Below are 17,400 nucleotides of genomic sequence, written 5' to 3' on the forward strand. Positions count from 1 at the left end.
TTTATGAGGAACTGCGTGTCATATAAGTCATCAGCTTTTCTTGAGTCGCTTCCTGACGGTTGACTTCCCCTGTAATACGTCCTGCATTCATCACATAAATCCGATCACAAATGCCTAGAATTTCTGGCAATTCTGATGAAATGACAAGCACTGTTTTGCCTTCGTCTGCCAGTCGATTAATAATCGTATAAATTTCATACTTGGCGCCTACATCAATACCACGTGTAGGTTCATCCAGAATTAGAATATCTGGACCGGAAAAGATCCATTTGCCAAGTACGACTTTTTGCTGATTCCCACCGCTGAGATTGCCTGTTTTCTGCAAAATATTCGGTGTTTTGATTTTCATTTGTTTACGCATATCTTCAGCAACCATTACTTCTTCTTGCTCATTGACGACGGTATTTTTGGTGATTTTGCCAAGTCCGGTTAATGAAATATTGCGCTTAATATCATCCATTAGAATCAGACCGTAGTTTTTGCGATCTTCGGTCACATAAGCGAATCCATTATCGATAGCCTGGGTAACGGTATTATTGGTGATCGGCTTACCATTTTTGATCAATGTACCATTGATTTTTTTGCCATACGATTTGCCGAAAATACTCATGACCAGCTCGGTACGACCGGAGCCCATCAATCCAGCAATCCCTACAATCTCACCACGACGTAGATTCAAGTTAGCATTGTGAATCATCTGGCGGTCTGCATGTTGCTCATGGAATACATTCCAATCTTTGACCTCAAGCACCACTTCACCGATCTTCGGTTCACGCTGTGGATAACGATGAGTCAGATCACGTCCTACCATTCCGCTAATAATCCGGTCTTCGGTAATCTCGTCTTTGTGCATATCCAGCGTCTCAATCGTTTGGCCATCTCGCAAAATAGTTACTGAATCCGCGACTTTGGAGATTTCATTTAACTTGTGAGAGATCAGAATACAGGAGATACCTTGACGTTTAAATTCAAGCATCAGTTGAAGCAAATTCTCACTATCATTTTCATTCAAAGCTGCTGTCGGTTCATCCAAAATCAGCAATTTTACTTCTTTGGATAGTGCTTTGGCGATCTCTACCAATTGCTGTTTACCGACTCCGATATTGGTAATCAGCGTATTCGGTGATTCGTTCAAGCCTACTTTGGTCAGCAATTCTTGTGTCCGTTGAAGCGTCTCATTCCAATCGATAATGCCACCTTTTTTACGTTCATTACCGAGAAAAATATTTTCAGCAATCGATAGATAAGGAATCAAAGCTAGTTCTTGATGGATAATAACGATGCCTAGTTCTTCACTTTGCTTAATATCGCGAAATTCGCAGGTTTTACCTTGAAAAATAATATCGCCTTCGTAGGTTCCATATCCGTAGACGCCACTGAGTACTTTCATGAGCGTGGATTTGCCAGCGCCATTTTCGCCACACAGTGCATGGATTTCACCTTGTTTGACTTGCAAGTTTACATTTTCCAATGCTTTTACACCGGGAAATGTTTTGGTGATATTTTTCATTTCTAAAATGATGTTGTTGGACATGGTGGTGCTCCTTTCATTAGATGGTGGGAGTGGAAAAACACTCTTGAGTTGGTGGTGATGGCGTACGGTGATGGGAGACGCTACGGGAGGGGAATCTTCTTGCAGTCGCGGTAAGGATGGGATCCTTACAAGGCGACTTTCAGAATGATTCCTCTCCCTTCGCTCCGTTGGCACGTACGCTGTCCTTTTAAAGATGGGAAAGATTTAGGGATTAGGGATTAGAGATTAAGGGCATGTTTTGTCCACTTGTTGGGTGGGGTTGGCAGTTTTTTTAAGAATAGAGCATTAGTTTGTTTTGAGATTAGGGCTTGGTGAATGGATTCAAGAAGGTACTTTGTATACACATTTCGCTTCAGAATCTTTGTTATAAAAAAACGTATTCTGTTTCTAAAGGATAAAATTCTGCGAAGTGAGGTCTTGATTAGTTACCTTTCACTTCTGCTTCGGTATAGTATCCGCTGTCGATGATGATTTTTTGGACGTTGGATTTGTCTACTGAGATTGGGTCTAGCAAGTATGCTGGCACGACCATAATGTTATTGTTGTATGATTTGGTATCGTTGACTTCGGCTTTTTTGCCTTGCAAGATGCTATCTACCATATCTGCTGTTTTTTCAGCAAGTTGGCGTGTATCTTTGAAAATCGTTTGTGTTTGTTCGCCGGCTACGATCGATTTGATCGATGCTAATTCACCATCTTGTCCGGTGATTACAGGTAACGGTTTCTCTGCTGATCCGTAACCTACACCTTTTAGTGATGAAATAATACCGATACTGATACCATCATAAGGCGAAAGAACAGCATCCAGATTGGCATCGGCGTAATAAGCGCTGACTAGATTATCCATACGAGATTGGGCTAATGCGCCATCCCAGCGTAGGGTTGAAATCTGTGCCATCGTTTTCTGATTACTACGAACAACTAACTTGCCTGAATCGATGTACGGTTGCAGGATAGACATAGCTCCATTGAAAAAGAAGTACGCATTATTATCATCCGGTGAACCGCCAAAAAGCTCGATATTAAAAGGGCCTTTGCCTTTTTTCAGTCCTAACTTATCTTCAATGTACGATGCTTGTAGCACCCCGACTTTGAAATTATCAAAAGTCGCGTAGTAACTTAAGTATCCTGTATTCATAATTAGGCGATCATACGCGATAACTTGAATACCCTGTGCATGTGCTTTGCTAATGACATCGGTTAACGTATTGCCATCTACAGAAGCGATAACGATCACATCGACTTGTTTGGTGATCATATTTTCAATCTGAGAAATCTGATTCTCGACTACATCTTCTGCATATTGCAGATCGGTTTTGTATCCTTTAGATTGGAAAAGCTTCACCATGTTGCTACCATCCGCCACCCAGCGTGCCGATGACTTGGTCGGCATCGAGATGCCGATATATCCCTTTTCCTTACTTCCTGCACTGCTCTCCGCAAGATTACAGGCAGATAAGGTAAACATCATGAGGATGATCAAGGTTAATAACGATCCTCTTTTCATCAGTTATTCTCCTTTCGAGTAGGTGTTCAGTGAACGTCTTTTATTTTGGTAACGCTTTCTTTTATGTATAATAACATGGTAAAGATTGGGAGTCTTTTTGATAAACCGACCTTTTTTATAAAAATCGGACATAGTTTGGTGGGGAAGGTGAAATGAGGGGCTTTCGCTACGGGGAGGGAATCTTCTTGCAGTCGCGGTAAGGATAAATCCTTACAAGGCGACTTTCAGAATGATTCTCTCCCCTTCGCTTGATGCACCTGGATTTCATGGGGTGGGGTGAGCAGGGAAAGATTTACGACATTGAAATCTTAATTCATTTTAGTTGTAGTTGGAATATGAGGATAATATGATGTTGATGCAAGGGTGGCGGAATCTGTTATTTATGAGTAAGGAATTAATGATAGCGTAGTAGAGTTATTGAGGATTTTAATTAAATGATTTCGAAAGGTATATGTTGGTTTTCAACATCTTATATAATTTCTCATCTTTTAAAATTTTTTATAACGTTATTTACCAACTCTATTTTGGTAAGCGATTTATCATTTTACTTTTATTGAAAAATAAAGTACTTTTCTAGTTATTTTATTTACTAATAATTGATTTGAAATACTAAAAAACCTTGTAGTATTAGTACAAGGTTTTTTAGTATTTATCTTTTAGAATCAACTGAGCTAGAGACATCTTTATAGTACACTTCACCTGTTTCAATATAATACGCAATATACATAAAAACTCGATCTAATGTACGAATATAACTACTTTTTCGCTTACTTCGTTGATCAGGATCGTAATGATGATGATGCGGTTCTGTAGTTACCTGTAAATATTGCGGTGTTGTTTCTGGAGGATGAGGATCGTTTCCCCAAGAAGAAATATGACTAAATTGAATGCCCTGAGTAGGAATAATTCGTTTCCAAGAGTAAGAATATAATTCTATCGTTCCTGCATCGTTATATTTCTCATACACATGTAAACCTGTAATCCCATGCACCGGATGTTCTTTGAGAGGAAACAATACTTCAAGACGTTTCTGAGTTCTTTTATAATCAGTAAAAATAGAATGACGCTCACGTAGAGCAGGGTATACTTTTAGCAAATGACCATAATCTTCTAAAATTTGATCGATGTCTGCAGGTAGCAATAGAGTCACTGATCTTTTTTCCCTCCACGCCAACCAAGAATGTCTGTCATTTCTTCTTGTAAGTCTTTCCACCGATAATAATCAGTAGGGTCATCCATATTATCTCCGTTGTACTCACTAAATGCTTCTTGTACTGTCTGTGTTCCATATTTCAATTGTAGATCAGCCAATTCTTGTATCACTTCATGATAGCGATCTTCAGGTGTTTGTTGACGAAGCTTTTTAGATTGAGCAATCTGTTGCATCCGAATGCTATAAATAGGATCTTTCATAATTTCAATTGCATATTTTGGAATCCGTTTGTGTGTCTGATTATCTATATATTCTAAGCCTTGTTTCACATACTTATTTAATGTGACTTTGGATATACCCAGTGCATCAGCCGCAGCTTGTGGTGTTAATAAATAATCTTCTTGATAGACAAATTGGATACTTTCTCCACCTAATTCATAATACCAGTATTCAAAATCTATTTTTAATTTTCCAAATTCTAGTTCTGAATGAAAATCATCTATATCTTTTAAACGTTGAACCCATTTGTTCAAATTCTTTTTGTGTTTATCTGAAAATAAATATTCTTTAGGTAAGATAAACGGTTTAGGATCAACTTTAATACTAGATACTTTATCTGAAAACAAAGTCAGAATGCAAAAAAACAAATTTTTAAAAATCGTATCCGTTTCTTTTTCTAAAATGACTTCACTTTTTTGATCATAAGCTAATTGAATACTAGAAGAAAATTGATCTAGCACATTTTTCTGCATAATAGTGCTCTCCTTTCCTTACTTTATTTAATTATACTTTATAGTTAACGAAAATAAAATATCGAAAACATACTATATAAAATTATCATAAGAAAATATTTAAATGAATAGATAAATGTTCTGATTAAAAATAGAAGATTGTCTACTGACAATCTCCTACTTGATACATATTAATTTAAAACTTAATGTTTGATCAGTTCTGGATTTGTATCTTTTTCTTCAGCATATATAGCTTGAAGATTAACTATTTCTAATATATGAAAAACTTTATTTAATACCTCACTGGTTATATTACTATCTCCTGATTCAATCATTGATATTCGGGCTTGAGTGGTCTGAGCAAGTTTTGCTAATTTCGATTGCGAATAGCCTAGTTGTAATCTTCGAGATAGTACCAAGTGACCAATAGTTACAGAAAAACTATCTAAATAATCTTTAACTTCTGGAATCTCTCTAGCAGTATTCTTTAACTCTGCAAAACTCTGTCCTAATTTTTTACGAGGGCTCATTTGATTCAACCTCCTCTAAATTAATATATTTATTAGGATTCTCTAAGAAATTTGAATATAACAATTCTGACTGCTGTATTATTTTTTCAAATTCTTGAGAATATGTAGTTTTCTTTACGATAGCTTTTGTAAAAATAAGAATTTGAGTATTAGAATAATAATATTCAAAAAATATTGCTCTAAAAGCTCCCAAACCTTTCCAATTCACTCTAAATTCTAATAATGGAACATGATCTCTTAATTCCTTAACAAGTTGTATTGTATATGGTTTACCATCTTCTCTCATATCTACAAAATATTTTTGTGTAGCAACAGGTATTCCATGCTTCTCTAAAAATTCTAGTCCATTCATAATAAATTTAAACATTTGCATTTGATCTACGTTTTGTGAAGCTTCTTGTCTAACTTGATTGATTAGTTCATATACTTCTTGTTTTCCTGTATTAGGATCTTCAATAAACTCAATTATAGTTTTCATTATATCGCACACGATATAAGTTGTAAATTAAAATTCACAGCTTATACATTCTCCTTTTAGATTTTGAAATATTAGTATCGTAAATAAGTATATATTATACACGTAAAAATGCCACTGTTTAAAATCAAAAAAAGACTGACTCTGATAATATCAGTGTCAGCCTATCCTACTTCTGTATTTACACCTCTCCTCTTACCTTCTCAATTAACTCCAAATACTGCCGATCGCCAAGTCCGTAGCGTTGGAATAATTTCAGCATATTGTGTATGACCTCTTCTTTGCTTTCTTTGGGATGACTCCAAATGTAGCGGGTTAGTTCATTATCGTCTTGGTGCAGGTCTAGGTACAATGAAATGCCTTGGTACATCACAGGCATCAACTGAACATCTGGCATTCTCTTATCTAACAACACTTCACGATACACTGACGTATATCCGCCTAATGGTATCTCCGTTTGTTGTACATCGTAAGTCTGCTCCTGTACGGCATTAAAATATATGATTCCTTTGTATCCTTGTTGCTCCAGATAAGCGAGTATGGTCAATAGATTGATCTGGCAGAACATATCTTCTCCGAACCAGAGAACGATACAGCGATAGTCTTTGGTTAATAATGGGGTCAATGGATCAACTACAATCTGTTCATATCCTGTTAATGAGCTATGGTGTCCGTCTGCACGAATTTGGTTGAAGGCGGGGCTGAAAATATCGGCGGTTGCCTCATGGACACACATTGCTTCGTTAAAAGGTACATACTCACTTTTGCCCATTAATTCCTGTGTACGGAATTGTTCAAACATCACTTGCCCGTTCAATACATTAAGAATATCTTGATCGGCAAAAGTGGTTAATTGATTTTGTAATTCGGTAATGACTAATTTTTGAGAAATGTCTAACATCGTGATATCCTCTCCTTGTTCGATATTGAGTTTGAAATACGATTGCCACGGCTTCTGTTGCTTGCGAAAGGTCATGGGGGTTACACCAAATACATCTTTGAACGCTCTAGCAAATGCTTCTTGAGAAGAATAACCATGTTCGATCGCAATATCGAGTATCCGATCTTGGCTGTTTATTAGAGAAACCGATGCTACGTATAATCTCCGAAAGGTACGATAACTTTTAATACTCACTCCTGTGTGATGGCGGAATTTGAATGAACAATAATACGGAGAATAGCCCATTTTCTCGCTCAACCGAAGCAATGAAAAATCTTCAAATAGATGGGCTTCAATCCAATCGATCATCTCTTGAATCCAATCGTTCATGATCACTTCTCCTTTCTGATCTTATTATGTAAGAAGATAAAGATTATTTTTTGATACTGGTTGTGTTCTTTGTTTTTGCTTAATGGTAGAATATACTACTTTTTTTCTGTACTTTACCTATCCAGTCAAAGTAAAACCTACAGCATTCTCATACTGTAGGCTAAATGATTCTATAAATTAACGTTAAAATAAATTCATACTCAAATACCGCTCTCCATTATCCGGAGCAATACATAATACTTTATGACCTGCACCGAGACGCTTCGCTTCTTGTAGTGCTGTCCATACAGTTGCTGCTGAAGAAGGGCCGACCAGAATCCCTTCATATCTCGCCAGATCACGCATCGTCTGAATCGCATCTTCGTCAGACACCTGTACAATTTGATCATAAATAGACGTATTCAAAATCGCCGGTACAAATCCCGGACTGGTGCCGACAAGCTTATGCGGCCCTGGCTGTCCACCAGACAATACAGGCGATCCTTGCGGTTCGACAACCAGAATACGGACATCCGGCAAATGCTGTCTTAATGTCTCGCCTGTGCCTGTGATCGTACCTCCTGTTCCTGCGGAAGCTACAAATGTATCTAATTGATATTCCATCTGCTCCAAAATTTCAATAGCTGTTGTATTGCGGTGAGCATCTGCATTGGCTGGATTATCAAATTGTCTTGGCATATAACTGTTTGGAATTTCAGTCAGCAATTGTTCTGCTTTGCGAATTGCGCCTGGCATTTTCTCGGCAGCAGGTGTTAATACTACTTCGGCTCCATATGCTTGCAATATCTGGATGCGCTCGCGTGACATATTGTCCGGCATGATCATAATCGCTTTGTATCCTTTTGCCGCTGCGTTCATCGCTAGCCCTATTCCTGTGTTCCCACTGGTAGGTTCGATAATGGTACTACCTGCTTGCAATAGCCCCTCTTGCTCCGCACGTACAATCAGGTTTAGTGCCGCTCGATCTTTGACACTACCACTCGGGTTAAAATACTCTAACTTCACATAGACAGCCGCATCTTCTGTATCAGGTAAATGATGCAAACGTACAACAGGTGTATCTCCGACTAATTCGGATATATTTTGAACAACTTTTATATTCATAGGGGTGCCTCTCCTTATTCAGAATCTTTGCCAATTGTTGATAGATCTACTTGTTTTTCTAATTGAGTGTAATGGTTTACTTTGTCAGCAATTTTGTTCAAATGCTGTTGCTGTTGATCGATCTTTGACTGCACCAATTGATAATGACTTTGCAATAATTGTTTTCGTAATGCAACGGTATGATCTCCTTGACTGCGCAGATCAGCAAATGCCTTCATGTCTTGTATCGACATTCCTGTTTCTCTCAAACGCATTAAGAAATCTAACCATAGTATATCTGTGTCTGTATATTGTCGATAACCTTTAGAATCTCTTTGAATATCGTGTATCAGATGAATCTTTTCATAATAGCGTAGTGTATGTGCAGATAATCCTGTAATTTCGGTAATTTGCTGAATCGAATATAATTTGTCCATATCTCTATTATACTACGATCTCCAAAAAAAGATTTGCATTAGAGCGCGCTCTAACGTTTACGATTGCTCTTGTACTTCATAGTCATGAATATAAAGGAGCTGTCTATATGTCTAATGATCGTTATACTCAAGGTTGGAACAAGCTGGTGGAAGTGGATGGCGAAGCAGGGCAACGAGTGATCGATTCTTTGGCTTCGATCGCACCTGATCTTGGCAAATACATTATTGAATTTGCTTTTGGTGATATTTATTCTCGGGATACTCTTACGTTGCAACAACGCGAACTGATCACTATTTCTTCACTGATTACTCAAGGTGATTGTGCTGCGCAGTTAACTGTTCATCTGAACGCTAGTCTAAATGTAGGGATTACACCTACCGAAATTGTAGAAACGATTATTCATTGCTCCCCTTATATTGGATTTCCACGGGTATTAAATGCAATGAATATAGCTAAGGACGTATTTGCACAACGAGGTATTGAACGGCTGTAACTGTTTTTCTTGTTCTCCATACCACTATTAGCAATAATCGCAAAAGCCCACACCTCTACAATAGGATAGAAGGTGTGGGCTTTTGCGATTGAGATATTATCTTGAGCTGTGTTGTCTGGTTATTTGAAGTATAGTGCGATCATCTTAATGACTTATTCTATACTTAATTTAGCGGTTCTTTTTTCGCTTTTTCGCGGTCTATTCCTTTTTCTTTCAATGCTGGTTTTAATTCATCTTTTTCCAGCTTCCATAAAGGGACACCTGTCCGATACGCTGCTCTTGCATTCAAATGTCCGGCTACCGGAGCAGTAATAAATACAAATAAGATTCCCAGTAAAATACGTGCACTTGGATAATGATCATATACCCAAAAAAACAAAAAGGCACTGGATAATACACATAACACACCTAACGTTGCACTTTTGGTAGCAGCATGAGAGCGCAAGTACACATCAGGGAAGCGAATAATACCGAATGCACTCAGTACGCTTAATAGCGCTCCAAGCAACACCAGAATCGATATTACGGGTTCACCGATCCACTGGATCATCTCGATCATCTCTGTCTTCGTCTTCATGTTCGATGACCACCCCTCTTTCGATATACTTGGCAAAAGCAACCGTTCCTAGAAATGCTAAAATTCCTACTAACAGCATAACTTCTAAATACGCTTGTGTATCTAACATCATTGATAATACAGCAATAATTGCAATCAGATTGACACCGATCGTATCCAATGCTGTAATTCGGTCTGCCATAGAAGGGCCTTTTAATACCCGGAACATACAACCCATCACAGCCAGCGATAACAAAATCAAAGCAATCAATAAAGAGATTTGTAACATTATCGGGTCACCTCCTTAATTGCTTGTTCAAAGGTTCCACGAATATGCGCAGACAACTCTTCAGCATCTTGAATATCCATAGCATGAATATATACCAGATGCTGATCACGCGAAATCTCAATCAGAATCGTACCCGGCGTTAACGTAACCAGTGTAGACAATAAGGTCAGTTCCCAATCTGAAGTGAGTTCAGTCTGATACGTCAAAATTCCTGGTTTGAACTTGAGACGTGGGCTGATAATATGTTTGAGCACAACAGCACTCGATACAATCAATTCTTTGATAAACAATATCAATAACTTAATAACCGCCCATATTTTGATCCCATAAAATTCTCTTGGAAAAAAGCGACGCATAATATAAATTAGCAATAACCCGATCAGATAACCAATCACAAAGTTGAGTGTATCCCAAGTCGTATGCAAGGACATCCAGATCAAAGCTATCAACAGATTAAGAATAATTTGAAAAGCCATAGCTTCACCTACTCCTTCAATACGGCTTGGATATACAATGTCGGATCAATCAGTACATCTGTCGCTTGTGCAACAAATGTCTCGATCCAACCTGCACCCAGTCCGATCAGAATCACAAACGCAAATAATACAGAAGATGCTCCAATCAATCGGCGAGGACGGAAAGGCGACCATTCATGATAAACTTCTCGCTTCACTTCAGGGCTATCTTGAAATGCTGCTCGATCATCAATAAGCGGGCGATCTTTGCCCCAGAAGGCTAACATAAAGATACGCATCACTGAATATAACATCAATAGACTGGCTAGCAGACTAATAATCGTCATCGTATACCAGCCGCGCTCCATACCGCCTTGCACAATCAATAATTTTCCGACAAATCCGCTCAGCGGTGGTACTCCAGCCAGTGCAAGCCCTGTAATAAAGAACATCCACCCTGTAAACGGATAACGCTTAATCAGCCCGCTCATATGTTTTAACTCTGTCGTTCCTAATGCGGCAATCATAATACCTGCTAATAAGAACAATAGTGCTTTGACAATCATATCGTGAAGCATATAAAAGATAGCGCCTTCGATGCCTGCACTATTTGCAGTAGCCAATCCAAAAGCGATCAATCCTACACCTGCAACAACATTGTAGACCAGAATTTTATTCACATCTCGATATGCAACCGCTCCAATCACACCTAGTACCATCGAAGCAATTCCCATCCAACCGATCAATGTATATAAAAATCCGGTATCATGATAAAAAATCAATGTAAATGTGCGGATAATAGCGTACAGCCCTACTTTGGTAAGCAGACCTGCAAAAATCGCTGTAATCACAGAAGGTGGAGCAGCATATGAACCCGGTAACCAGAAGAATAAGAATAATCCTGCTTTTAACCCGAATACGATTAAAAATAAAAATGCGATTACACCTAGAATTCCATCTTGTCCGGCTTCAGATACACGCTGTGATAAATGAGCCATATTTAGCGTGCCCACAGCCGCATACAGATAAGCCATCGATGCTACAAACAGAGAAGAAGATACAATATTGATCAAAATGTATTTTAACGTCACTTGCAATTGACGCTTCGTTCCACCCAATACAATCAACGCATACGAAGATACCAACATCACTTCAAAACAAACAAATAAGTTAAATAAATCACCTGTTAGAAATGAACCGTATACTCCCACTAGCAAAAATTGAAAAAATGGATAAAAGTGATGCTTTTCACGTTCTTCTCCGATACTGGCGAAGGCGTAAAATAAACATACAGCACCTAGTATCGATGTAGTTAATACCAGTAAAGCGGCAAACATATCTGCTACAAATACAATCCCGTAAGGAGCCGCCCAGCCACCCATCGCAAGCGTCTGAATACCTTCCATTCGTACACTGATCACAATCCATACGGCTACACCTACATTGGCAATAACAGCAATTCCACCTAACCAGCGCTGGATCGGCACATGACGCATCCCGAATATTTGAAGGACTGCGGCTATCAAAGGAATCAATAGTGGCATAATTAATAAATTATTCGTCACTTTCCATCTTCACCTCCTCCATATCATCGGTCTTCAGCTTAAGATACGAACGATAAGCGAGGACAAAGAAAAATGCAGTTACACCAAAATTAATAACGATCGATGTCAAAATCAACGCTTGTGGTAAAGGATCTACATAAGACCCTGATTCTTCCCCTAATAATGGTGGTGCGCCTGACTTGAGTCTCGACATCGTAAGCAATAATAAATGCACACCATGTGTCAAAATCGACGTTCCTAAAATAATGCGTAGCAGACTGCGCGACAAGATCAGGTATACCGCGACTGCAAATAATATCCCAACAGCAATGGACATCCATACTTCCATATCAGCGATCCTCCCCAATCTGTAAAATAATTGTCATCGTCACACCAAGCACTGTCAGAAACACACCTAGATCAAATAGCGTCGCTGTAGCAAGTTCCGTCTTACCCAATAAAGGCAATTCAAAATAACCAAAAGACTGACTTAAAAATGGAGCATCAAAGAAAAATGAACCGATACCTGTCGCATACGCAATACTTAATCCGACTGCGGTGACTGTGCGATAATCGATAGGCAATATCCGTCTTACCGTTTCTGCATTAAACGCTAAAGCAAGTAAAATCAAAGCCGAAGCTGTCATCAACCCACCGACAAATCCACCACCTGGATTGTTATGACCGGCAAAGAATAGATACAACGCAAATGTTAAAATAATAAATACAATCACTTTCGTGCTTGTTTCCAAAATTACATCGTTACTTTTGAACTGTGTCATATTGCGTTGCACAGTTACCGTTTCTCGACGAGTACGACCGACATCAACACGATGCGTCTGTACATCTTTATTGCGCAAATAATGAATACGAGCGCCGGTATCATTTCCTTTGACCTGAAGCTGAATCAAAGAATAGATACCTAACGAAGCGATAGCCAGTACTGTAATTTCAAGCATCGTATCAAATCCACGGAAATCTACCAGAATAACATTGACGATATTATCGCCACCACCCAGATCATGACTACCTTCTACAAAAAAGGTAGCGATCGAATCGAATGTGCTACTACCGCTGGCCGCTAACGCGATAAAGGTCATCACTATACCGACCCCTACAGACACAATAATATTGATAATACGATACCGTTTCGATACAATTTCACGCCGTAATTCAGGCATATGGTAAAAGCAAAGTAAAAATAAAGATACAGACACAGTCTCCACAATCATCTGAGTCAAAGCCAAATCCGGTGCGCGAAATAGAACAAAAAACAAAGTGACCAGATAACCGACAGCTCCGGTCATAATAATCGCTGTAAGACGTTTACCTGCAAATGGAACAGCGATAGCAGTGACCACCAGACCAATTAACAATACAATTTCATAGATGCTAATCGGTGCCGCTCCTGCTGTAAGTAACGACATTCCATCTGCTCGCCAGAATACAGTGACCATCAAAACAATCATAAATATAAAAATATAAATTAAATAGTTATGCACAGAACCGCTCATATATTGATTGGTTAGTGCTTTAGATCCTTTTTCGCCCCATTTCAGGGTGCTGTCATACAGATGATTCCATGTTAACGTTTGAGGATATTTGCTATAAATCCCTTTCCAGCGTGCTAATAACAGATACATTAGCGTTCCCAACACAATAATGCCTATTGTCATTAGCAAAGCAGGTGTAATACCATGCCAGAATGAAATATGCACTTCAAAATGTTCGCCCGGCGCTACCAGACTTGGTAATACTGCTCTCATAGTAGGTTCGATTATGCTATAAGATAACAGATTCGGGAAAAATCCTAACCCTACTACACACAATCCCAAAATAACCGGTGAGATCAACATGCCAATCGGTGCTTCATGCGGAGTACCGCCTAATTTGTCCGGTTGAAGTGGTCCTCTGAATGTTTTGAACACCAGAATCATACTGTAGACAAATGTAAATACGCTGCCTACAAAAGCAAGAATAGGGAATAAGATGCCCCATGTCTCTAAGTGATATATGTCCATATGGCTTAGTTCTACCATCGCTTCTAGAAATAACTCTTTACTCAAAAAGCCGTTAAACGGCGGAATACCCGCCATTGCAAATGCACTTACACCTGCTAACGTAAATGTAATCGGCATCACATTCATCAATCCACCCAGACGACGCAGATCACGTGTACCTGTTTCATGATCGACAATGCCAGCTACCATAAATAAAGCACCTTTGAATGTCGCATGATTAATCAGATGGAAAATAGCAGCCATCGTCGCTGTTGTATATAGAAGTGACTCATTGCCATATCCATAGTACACAGCAGCAGATCCTGCTCCGAACAAAGACATAATAAGCCCCAATTGCGAGATTGTTGAATAGGCTAGCAATGCTTTGAGATCCGTTTGTTTGACAGCAAGTATCGATCCATAACACATCGTGACAATGCCTACTGTTGATACGATCCAGAACCATTCTGCTTGAACAGCGAAAATTGGACTAAAGCGTGCTACTAGATAGATTCCTGCTTTGACCATCGTAGCTGAATGTAGATACGCACTGACTGGAGTGGGTGCTTCCATCGCATCAGGCAACCAGATATGGAAAGGAAATTGAGCAGATTTGGTAAAAGCGCCCAATAAAATCAGTATCATTGCTGGTAAAAATAAAGATTGTCCTTGAATATCTGTTAATACAGCGATCGTCTCATGAATACTAAAAGTGCCGGTCATATTATGTAGTAATATAAAACCAGCTAACATCGCAAAGCCACCAAGTACAGTAATTAGCATCGACTTGAGTGCTCCATAACGCGAACGATCACGTTCATACCAAAAAGCAATCAGTAAGAACGAAGAAATACTGGTCAATTCCCAGAATGTATACAACACGATCATATTATCTGAAAGCACAATCCCGAGCATAGCGCCCATAAAGATCATTAGATATAAATAAAATCGATGAATCGCTTCTTTGGCAGGATCAAGATAAAAAATAGAATATAAAACGACTAAAGCGCCTATCCCTGTAATCAATAGAGCAAATAATAGACTTAAACCGTCTAAATATACGGTAAAGTTAATTCCTAACGAAGGAACCCAGGGTACACTAATCGTTTCACTGGTATCTGACTGAATCGCAGGTAAATAACGTAGAAAATTTGCAAATAATAAGGTCGGAATAGCTAAAACGATCCAACCTGTATGTACACGCGGCAATCCTTTACGGATCAGAGGCACGAAGATTGCAAATAAAAATGGAATAATAATAGCAGCATGCAATACATACACTCTTGTTGACACCCCCAATTTCTTTATCTATTACTTCCTGTATTCTTCTAATGAATGTATACAAAAAGCTCTTTACCTTTATAGTACCCAAAAACAGTACCTTCTGCCCGTAATTTCATTATTTCAGGTCAAATTAGCTCAAAATAACCCAAAAAACAGCAAAAAGGAGCCTTGGTGACAGGCTCCTCCGTTTTATATACCGTATGATGTTAATTACGAATCCGATCGCATATGTTTATGAGAACATAGGGAAAATATACTTCACTAAGAACCATAACACAATTGCCAAAATAATAATATAAGCAGCATATTTAATAAAAGTAGAAGCGACCATACTTGAATCTGATTTACGTTCTACACGTACCTCTTTTTTGTCCACATCTACGTTACGATTTTCGTCCATTGTCCGTAATCTCCTTTGAGCGCCCTTTGCGGTACGCATTATGATCTTGTGAGCATTATTACACGGAAATTTGATCAGTGAATCGCTATTGATTTGTACTCTTTAAAATTTTAGGCAACTGAATAGACGACCTCTAATAAAGGATTACTCATACTGAGCTAATATCTTTTTGACATATTGCTGATATTCGGTACGCAAAAGTGGTGGCGATACAATTTCAATATGCTGACCAAATCCCAAAAAGTACTCTACTAGAAAAGAAATTTCATGCTCGCCAAAGGTTCCTACAATATAATGCTCTTTATTTTCGTTATCATTTCCTGTGTCCACCTGTTGCAAAGACATATTGGAATATCTTTTTTTATAAAAGTGTTCGATACCTTTTAGATCTACTTTGACTTGAAAAGATAGCGGACGTTGTATATCAAATTGTTGGTTGGCTAACGTATGAATCTGCTCTGCTGTCCACTCGGTGCCTTGCTGATCCGTGATATGTAACTCCTCTATATAATCGCAACGAAAATTCCGAAATTCGTTTTTATTGCGATCCCAGCTCAAACAATACCAGTATCCATCCCATATCGATAAGCGTAGCGGTTGAATAATCCGTTTGTCCTGCTGATACCGATTATATTGAATTTCGATGACCTGCCTGCCAACAATTGCAGCAAATAGTTCTACAATCCATGGCACTTCTTGTTGCTGTTCTACACCAATCCACTGAATCCATTGTTCCGCTTGCGCCATTTGTTGTTTGTGCTTATCCGGTAATGTAGCTAATAATTTAGTTTTGATCTCTTGATAGTTCTGTTGAAAAGGAGTTTTTACTAATCCTTTTAACAATTGTAGCGAAAAGAAAATGGAGTGTAATTCATTGGTATTAAAATAAATCGGTGGTAATAAGGAGTTCGTTAGTACACGATAACCGCCATGACTTCCTTTTTCTGAATACAGCGGAACCCCTAATTGTTCTAACGAAGCGATATCTCGTAAAGCCGTACTTCTAGAAATACCGAATGTTTCGATTAGATCGCTAAGATTAAAATACTTTTTGGTATTGATATAGATCATCTGCTGAATCAGACGTTCATTTTTGTTCATAGGATGCTCCTTTATTTTGGTTTTTTAATAGTGTCATGATTTGACACTATTCTACCATACAATAAAAGTATTCAATCAAAGGAGTGATTACTATGTCTAATTTAACCGTCAGTACTTTTTTATCTCTACATGGTCAAGCCAAAGAAGCGATCTCTTTTTACCAGACTCATCTTCAAGCTCAACTTGTGTTCTGTATTACTAATCAAGAGATTACAGAGAAATTAGATCCCACCTATACGTATCCAGCAAGTGAAAAAGATTGGATCGCTCATTCTGTGTTAACTATTGGCAATAGTGAATTAATGATCGCTGATGAATTGATGAGTGATGCTCCCAATTTGGTCAAAGGGACTAATTTCTCGTTGTGTATCACATCATCGCAAGCAGAGATTACTACATTGTACAATCTGCTTTTGGAACATAATCAGACACGTGTTATCGTTCCACTTGCACCTAATTTATTTTCCAAAGCATATGCGATTGTAGAAGATCCTTATGGAGTAGTTATCCAGTTAGTAACCGAAAAATAAGAATAGGTAGATGATTAATCAATAATA

The 17,400-nt window shown here is 38.4% G+C and carries 19 protein-coding genes; 2 read left to right on the forward strand and 17 right to left on the reverse strand.

The genetic code is table 11. The annotated features are described in order from the left end of the window. Position 1: 1 nt before the first annotated feature. The 9 genes from mmsA to QCD85_RS04125 all read right to left on the reverse strand — a co-directional run bounded on the left by mmsA (position 2) and on the right by QCD85_RS04125 (position 8,720). On the reverse strand, positions 2 to 1,534 hold the full coding sequence (mmsA, locus tag QCD85_RS04085) for a multiple monosaccharide ABC transporter ATP-binding protein (RefSeq protein ID WP_274170724.1): 1,533 nt from the start codon (positions 1,532 to 1,534) through the stop codon (positions 2 to 4). 421 nt (positions 1,535 to 1,955) lie between these two features. Further along, the gene (gene chvE, locus QCD85_RS04090) at positions 1,956 to 3,041 is read right to left on the reverse strand and encodes a multiple monosaccharide ABC transporter substrate-binding protein (RefSeq protein WP_273615183.1); all 1,086 of its coding nucleotides are present in this window, start codon (positions 3,039 to 3,041) and stop codon (positions 1,956 to 1,958) included. Positions 3,042 to 3,690: 649 nt separating this feature from the next. Further along, the gene (locus QCD85_RS04095) at positions 3,691 to 4,191 is read right to left on the reverse strand and encodes a toxin-antitoxin system TumE family protein (RefSeq protein ID WP_273615182.1); all 501 of its coding nucleotides are present in this window, start codon (positions 4,189 to 4,191) and stop codon (positions 3,691 to 3,693) included. Next, a complete protein-coding gene (locus QCD85_RS04100; protein ID WP_301261707.1) occupies positions 4,188 to 4,946 on the reverse strand; it encodes a helix-turn-helix domain-containing protein in 759 nt (252 codons plus the stop codon). The genes QCD85_RS04095 and QCD85_RS04100 overlap by 4 nt, the downstream gene beginning before the upstream one ends. A 182-nt stretch (positions 4,947 to 5,128) precedes the next feature. Beyond that, entirely contained in the window at positions 5,129 to 5,455 is a 327-nt protein-coding gene (locus tag QCD85_RS04105) for a helix-turn-helix domain-containing protein (RefSeq protein ID WP_301261708.1), read from the reverse strand. Then, a complete protein-coding gene (locus tag QCD85_RS04110; RefSeq protein ID WP_301261709.1) occupies positions 5,442 to 5,933 on the reverse strand; it encodes a hypothetical protein in 492 nt (163 codons plus the stop codon). The genes QCD85_RS04105 and QCD85_RS04110 overlap by 14 nt, the downstream gene beginning before the upstream one ends. 178 nt (positions 5,934 to 6,111) lie before the next feature. Beyond that, positions 6,112 to 7,200 (reverse strand): helix-turn-helix domain-containing protein, encoded by a 1,089-nt coding sequence (locus QCD85_RS04115; protein ID WP_301261710.1) that lies wholly within the window; start codon positions 7,198 to 7,200, stop codon positions 6,112 to 6,114. 183 nt (positions 7,201 to 7,383) lie between these two features. Further along, positions 7,384 to 8,304: a cysteine synthase A gene (cysK, locus tag QCD85_RS04120; protein ID WP_301261711.1), complete on the reverse strand. Its 921-nt coding sequence runs from the start codon at positions 8,302 to 8,304 to the stop codon at positions 7,384 to 7,386. Between the two features lie 14 nt (positions 8,305 to 8,318). Continuing rightward, positions 8,319 to 8,720 (reverse strand): MerR family transcriptional regulator, encoded by a 402-nt coding sequence (locus QCD85_RS04125; RefSeq protein WP_301261712.1) that lies wholly within the window; start codon positions 8,718 to 8,720, stop codon positions 8,319 to 8,321. Positions 8,721 to 8,827: 107 nt separating this feature from the next. On the opposite strand from QCD85_RS04125, the gene QCD85_RS04130 reads away from it, so the two are divergent. After that, positions 8,828 to 9,214, forward strand: a complete 387-nt coding sequence (locus tag QCD85_RS04130; RefSeq protein ID WP_274170728.1) for a carboxymuconolactone decarboxylase family protein — start codon at positions 8,828 to 8,830, stop codon at positions 9,212 to 9,214. Positions 9,215 to 9,377: 163 nt separating this feature from the next. Here the strand turns inward: QCD85_RS04130 and mnhG are convergent, their stop codons facing one another. The 8 genes from mnhG to QCD85_RS04170 all read right to left on the reverse strand — a co-directional run bounded on the left by mnhG (position 9,378) and on the right by QCD85_RS04170 (position 16,843). Continuing rightward, the gene (gene mnhG, locus QCD85_RS04135) at positions 9,378 to 9,791 is read right to left on the reverse strand and encodes a monovalent cation/H(+) antiporter subunit G (RefSeq protein ID WP_373461903.1); all 414 of its coding nucleotides are present in this window, start codon (positions 9,789 to 9,791) and stop codon (positions 9,378 to 9,380) included. Further along, the gene (locus tag QCD85_RS04140; RefSeq protein WP_274170729.1) at positions 9,745 to 10,059 is read right to left on the reverse strand and encodes a Na(+)/H(+) antiporter subunit F1; all 315 of its coding nucleotides are present in this window, start codon (positions 10,057 to 10,059) and stop codon (positions 9,745 to 9,747) included. The genes mnhG and QCD85_RS04140 overlap by 47 nt, the downstream gene beginning before the upstream one ends. Continuing rightward, positions 10,059 to 10,535 (reverse strand): Na+/H+ antiporter subunit E, encoded by a 477-nt coding sequence (locus tag QCD85_RS04145; RefSeq protein ID WP_301261713.1) that lies wholly within the window; start codon positions 10,533 to 10,535, stop codon positions 10,059 to 10,061. The genes QCD85_RS04140 and QCD85_RS04145 overlap by 1 nt, the downstream gene beginning before the upstream one ends. An 8-nt stretch (positions 10,536 to 10,543) precedes the next feature. Further along, positions 10,544 to 12,058, reverse strand: a complete 1,515-nt coding sequence (locus QCD85_RS04150; protein WP_274172968.1) for a Na+/H+ antiporter subunit D — start codon at positions 12,056 to 12,058, stop codon at positions 10,544 to 10,546. Positions 12,059 to 12,068: 10 nt separating this feature from the next. Then, positions 12,069 to 12,407, reverse strand: coding sequence for a Na(+)/H(+) antiporter subunit C (locus tag QCD85_RS04155; RefSeq protein ID WP_069326639.1), 339 nt, complete (start codon positions 12,405 to 12,407; stop codon positions 12,069 to 12,071). Position 12,408: 1 nt separating this feature from the next. Continuing rightward, complete coding sequence (locus tag QCD85_RS04160; RefSeq protein WP_301261714.1) at positions 12,409 to 15,339, reverse strand: Na+/H+ antiporter subunit A; 2,931 nt, start codon at positions 15,337 to 15,339, stop codon at positions 12,409 to 12,411. Between the two features lie 235 nt (positions 15,340 to 15,574). Continuing rightward, the gene (locus QCD85_RS04165) at positions 15,575 to 15,742 is read right to left on the reverse strand and encodes a hypothetical protein (RefSeq protein WP_175425127.1); all 168 of its coding nucleotides are present in this window, start codon (positions 15,740 to 15,742) and stop codon (positions 15,575 to 15,577) included. 144 nt (positions 15,743 to 15,886) lie between these two features. Beyond that, entirely contained in the window at positions 15,887 to 16,843 is a 957-nt protein-coding gene (locus tag QCD85_RS04170) for a helix-turn-helix transcriptional regulator (protein WP_301261715.1), read from the reverse strand. A 92-nt stretch (positions 16,844 to 16,935) separates the two neighbouring features. Here QCD85_RS04170 and QCD85_RS04175 point away from each other — a divergent pair, with 92 nt between their 5' ends. Next, entirely contained in the window at positions 16,936 to 17,373 is a 438-nt protein-coding gene (locus QCD85_RS04175; RefSeq protein WP_301261716.1) for a VOC family protein, read from the forward strand. The last annotated feature ends 27 nt before the right edge of the window (positions 17,374 to 17,400 follow it).

It is taken from the genome of Paenibacillus sp. PsM32 (genome assembly GCF_030433815.1).
Classification (GTDB): domain Bacteria; phylum Bacillota; class Bacilli; order Paenibacillales; family Paenibacillaceae; genus Saccharibacillus; species Saccharibacillus kyungheensis.

What these genes read in the sequence shown, in the direction of transcription:
- mmsA (WP_274170724.1), bottom strand. Translation starts at nt 1,534, where the DNA reads ATGTCCAACAACATCATTTTAGAAATGAAAAATATCACCAAAACATTT.
- chvE (WP_273615183.1), bottom strand. Translation starts at nt 3,041, where the DNA reads ATGAAAAGAGGATCGTTATTAACCTTGATCATCCTCATGATGTTTACC.
- QCD85_RS04100 (WP_301261707.1), bottom strand. Translation starts at nt 4,946, where the DNA reads ATGCAGAAAAATGTGCTAGATCAATTTTCTTCTAGTATTCAATTAGCT.
- QCD85_RS04105 (WP_301261708.1), bottom strand. Translation starts at nt 5,455, where the DNA reads ATGAGCCCTCGTAAAAAATTAGGACAGAGTTTTGCAGAGTTAAAGAAT.
- QCD85_RS04110 (WP_301261709.1), bottom strand. Translation starts at nt 5,933, where the DNA reads ATGAAAACTATAATTGAGTTTATTGAAGATCCTAATACAGGAAAACAA.
- QCD85_RS04115 (WP_301261710.1), bottom strand. Translation starts at nt 7,200, where the DNA reads ATGAACGATTGGATTCAAGAGATGATCGATTGGATTGAAGCCCATCTA.
- cysK (WP_301261711.1), bottom strand. Translation starts at nt 8,304, where the DNA reads ATGAATATAAAAGTTGTTCAAAATATATCCGAATTAGTCGGAGATACA.
- QCD85_RS04125 (WP_301261712.1), bottom strand. Translation starts at nt 8,720, where the DNA reads ATGGACAAATTATATTCGATTCAGCAAATTACCGAAATTACAGGATTA.
- QCD85_RS04130 (WP_274170728.1), top strand. Translation starts at nt 8,828, where the DNA reads ATGTCTAATGATCGTTATACTCAAGGTTGGAACAAGCTGGTGGAAGTG.
- mnhG (WP_373461903.1), bottom strand. Translation starts at nt 9,791, where the DNA reads ATGAAGACGAAGACAGAGATGATCGAGATGATCCAGTGGATCGGTGAA.
- QCD85_RS04140 (WP_274170729.1), bottom strand. Translation starts at nt 10,059, where the DNA reads ATGTTACAAATCTCTTTATTGATTGCTTTGATTTTGTTATCGCTGGCT.
- QCD85_RS04145 (WP_301261713.1), bottom strand. Translation starts at nt 10,535, where the DNA reads ATGGCTTTTCAAATTATTCTTAATCTGTTGATAGCTTTGATCTGGATG.
- QCD85_RS04150 (WP_274172968.1), bottom strand. Translation starts at nt 12,058, where the DNA reads ATGCCACTATTGATTCCTTTGATAGCCGCAGTCCTTCAAATATTCGGG.
- QCD85_RS04155 (WP_069326639.1), bottom strand. Translation starts at nt 12,407, where the DNA reads ATGGAAGTATGGATGTCCATTGCTGTTGGGATATTATTTGCAGTCGCG.
- QCD85_RS04165 (WP_175425127.1), bottom strand. Translation starts at nt 15,742, where the DNA reads ATGGACGAAAATCGTAACGTAGATGTGGACAAAAAAGAGGTACGTGTA.
- QCD85_RS04170 (WP_301261715.1), bottom strand. Translation starts at nt 16,843, where the DNA reads ATGAACAAAAATGAACGTCTGATTCAGCAGATGATCTATATCAATACC.
- QCD85_RS04175 (WP_301261716.1), top strand. Translation starts at nt 16,936, where the DNA reads ATGTCTAATTTAACCGTCAGTACTTTTTTATCTCTACATGGTCAAGCC.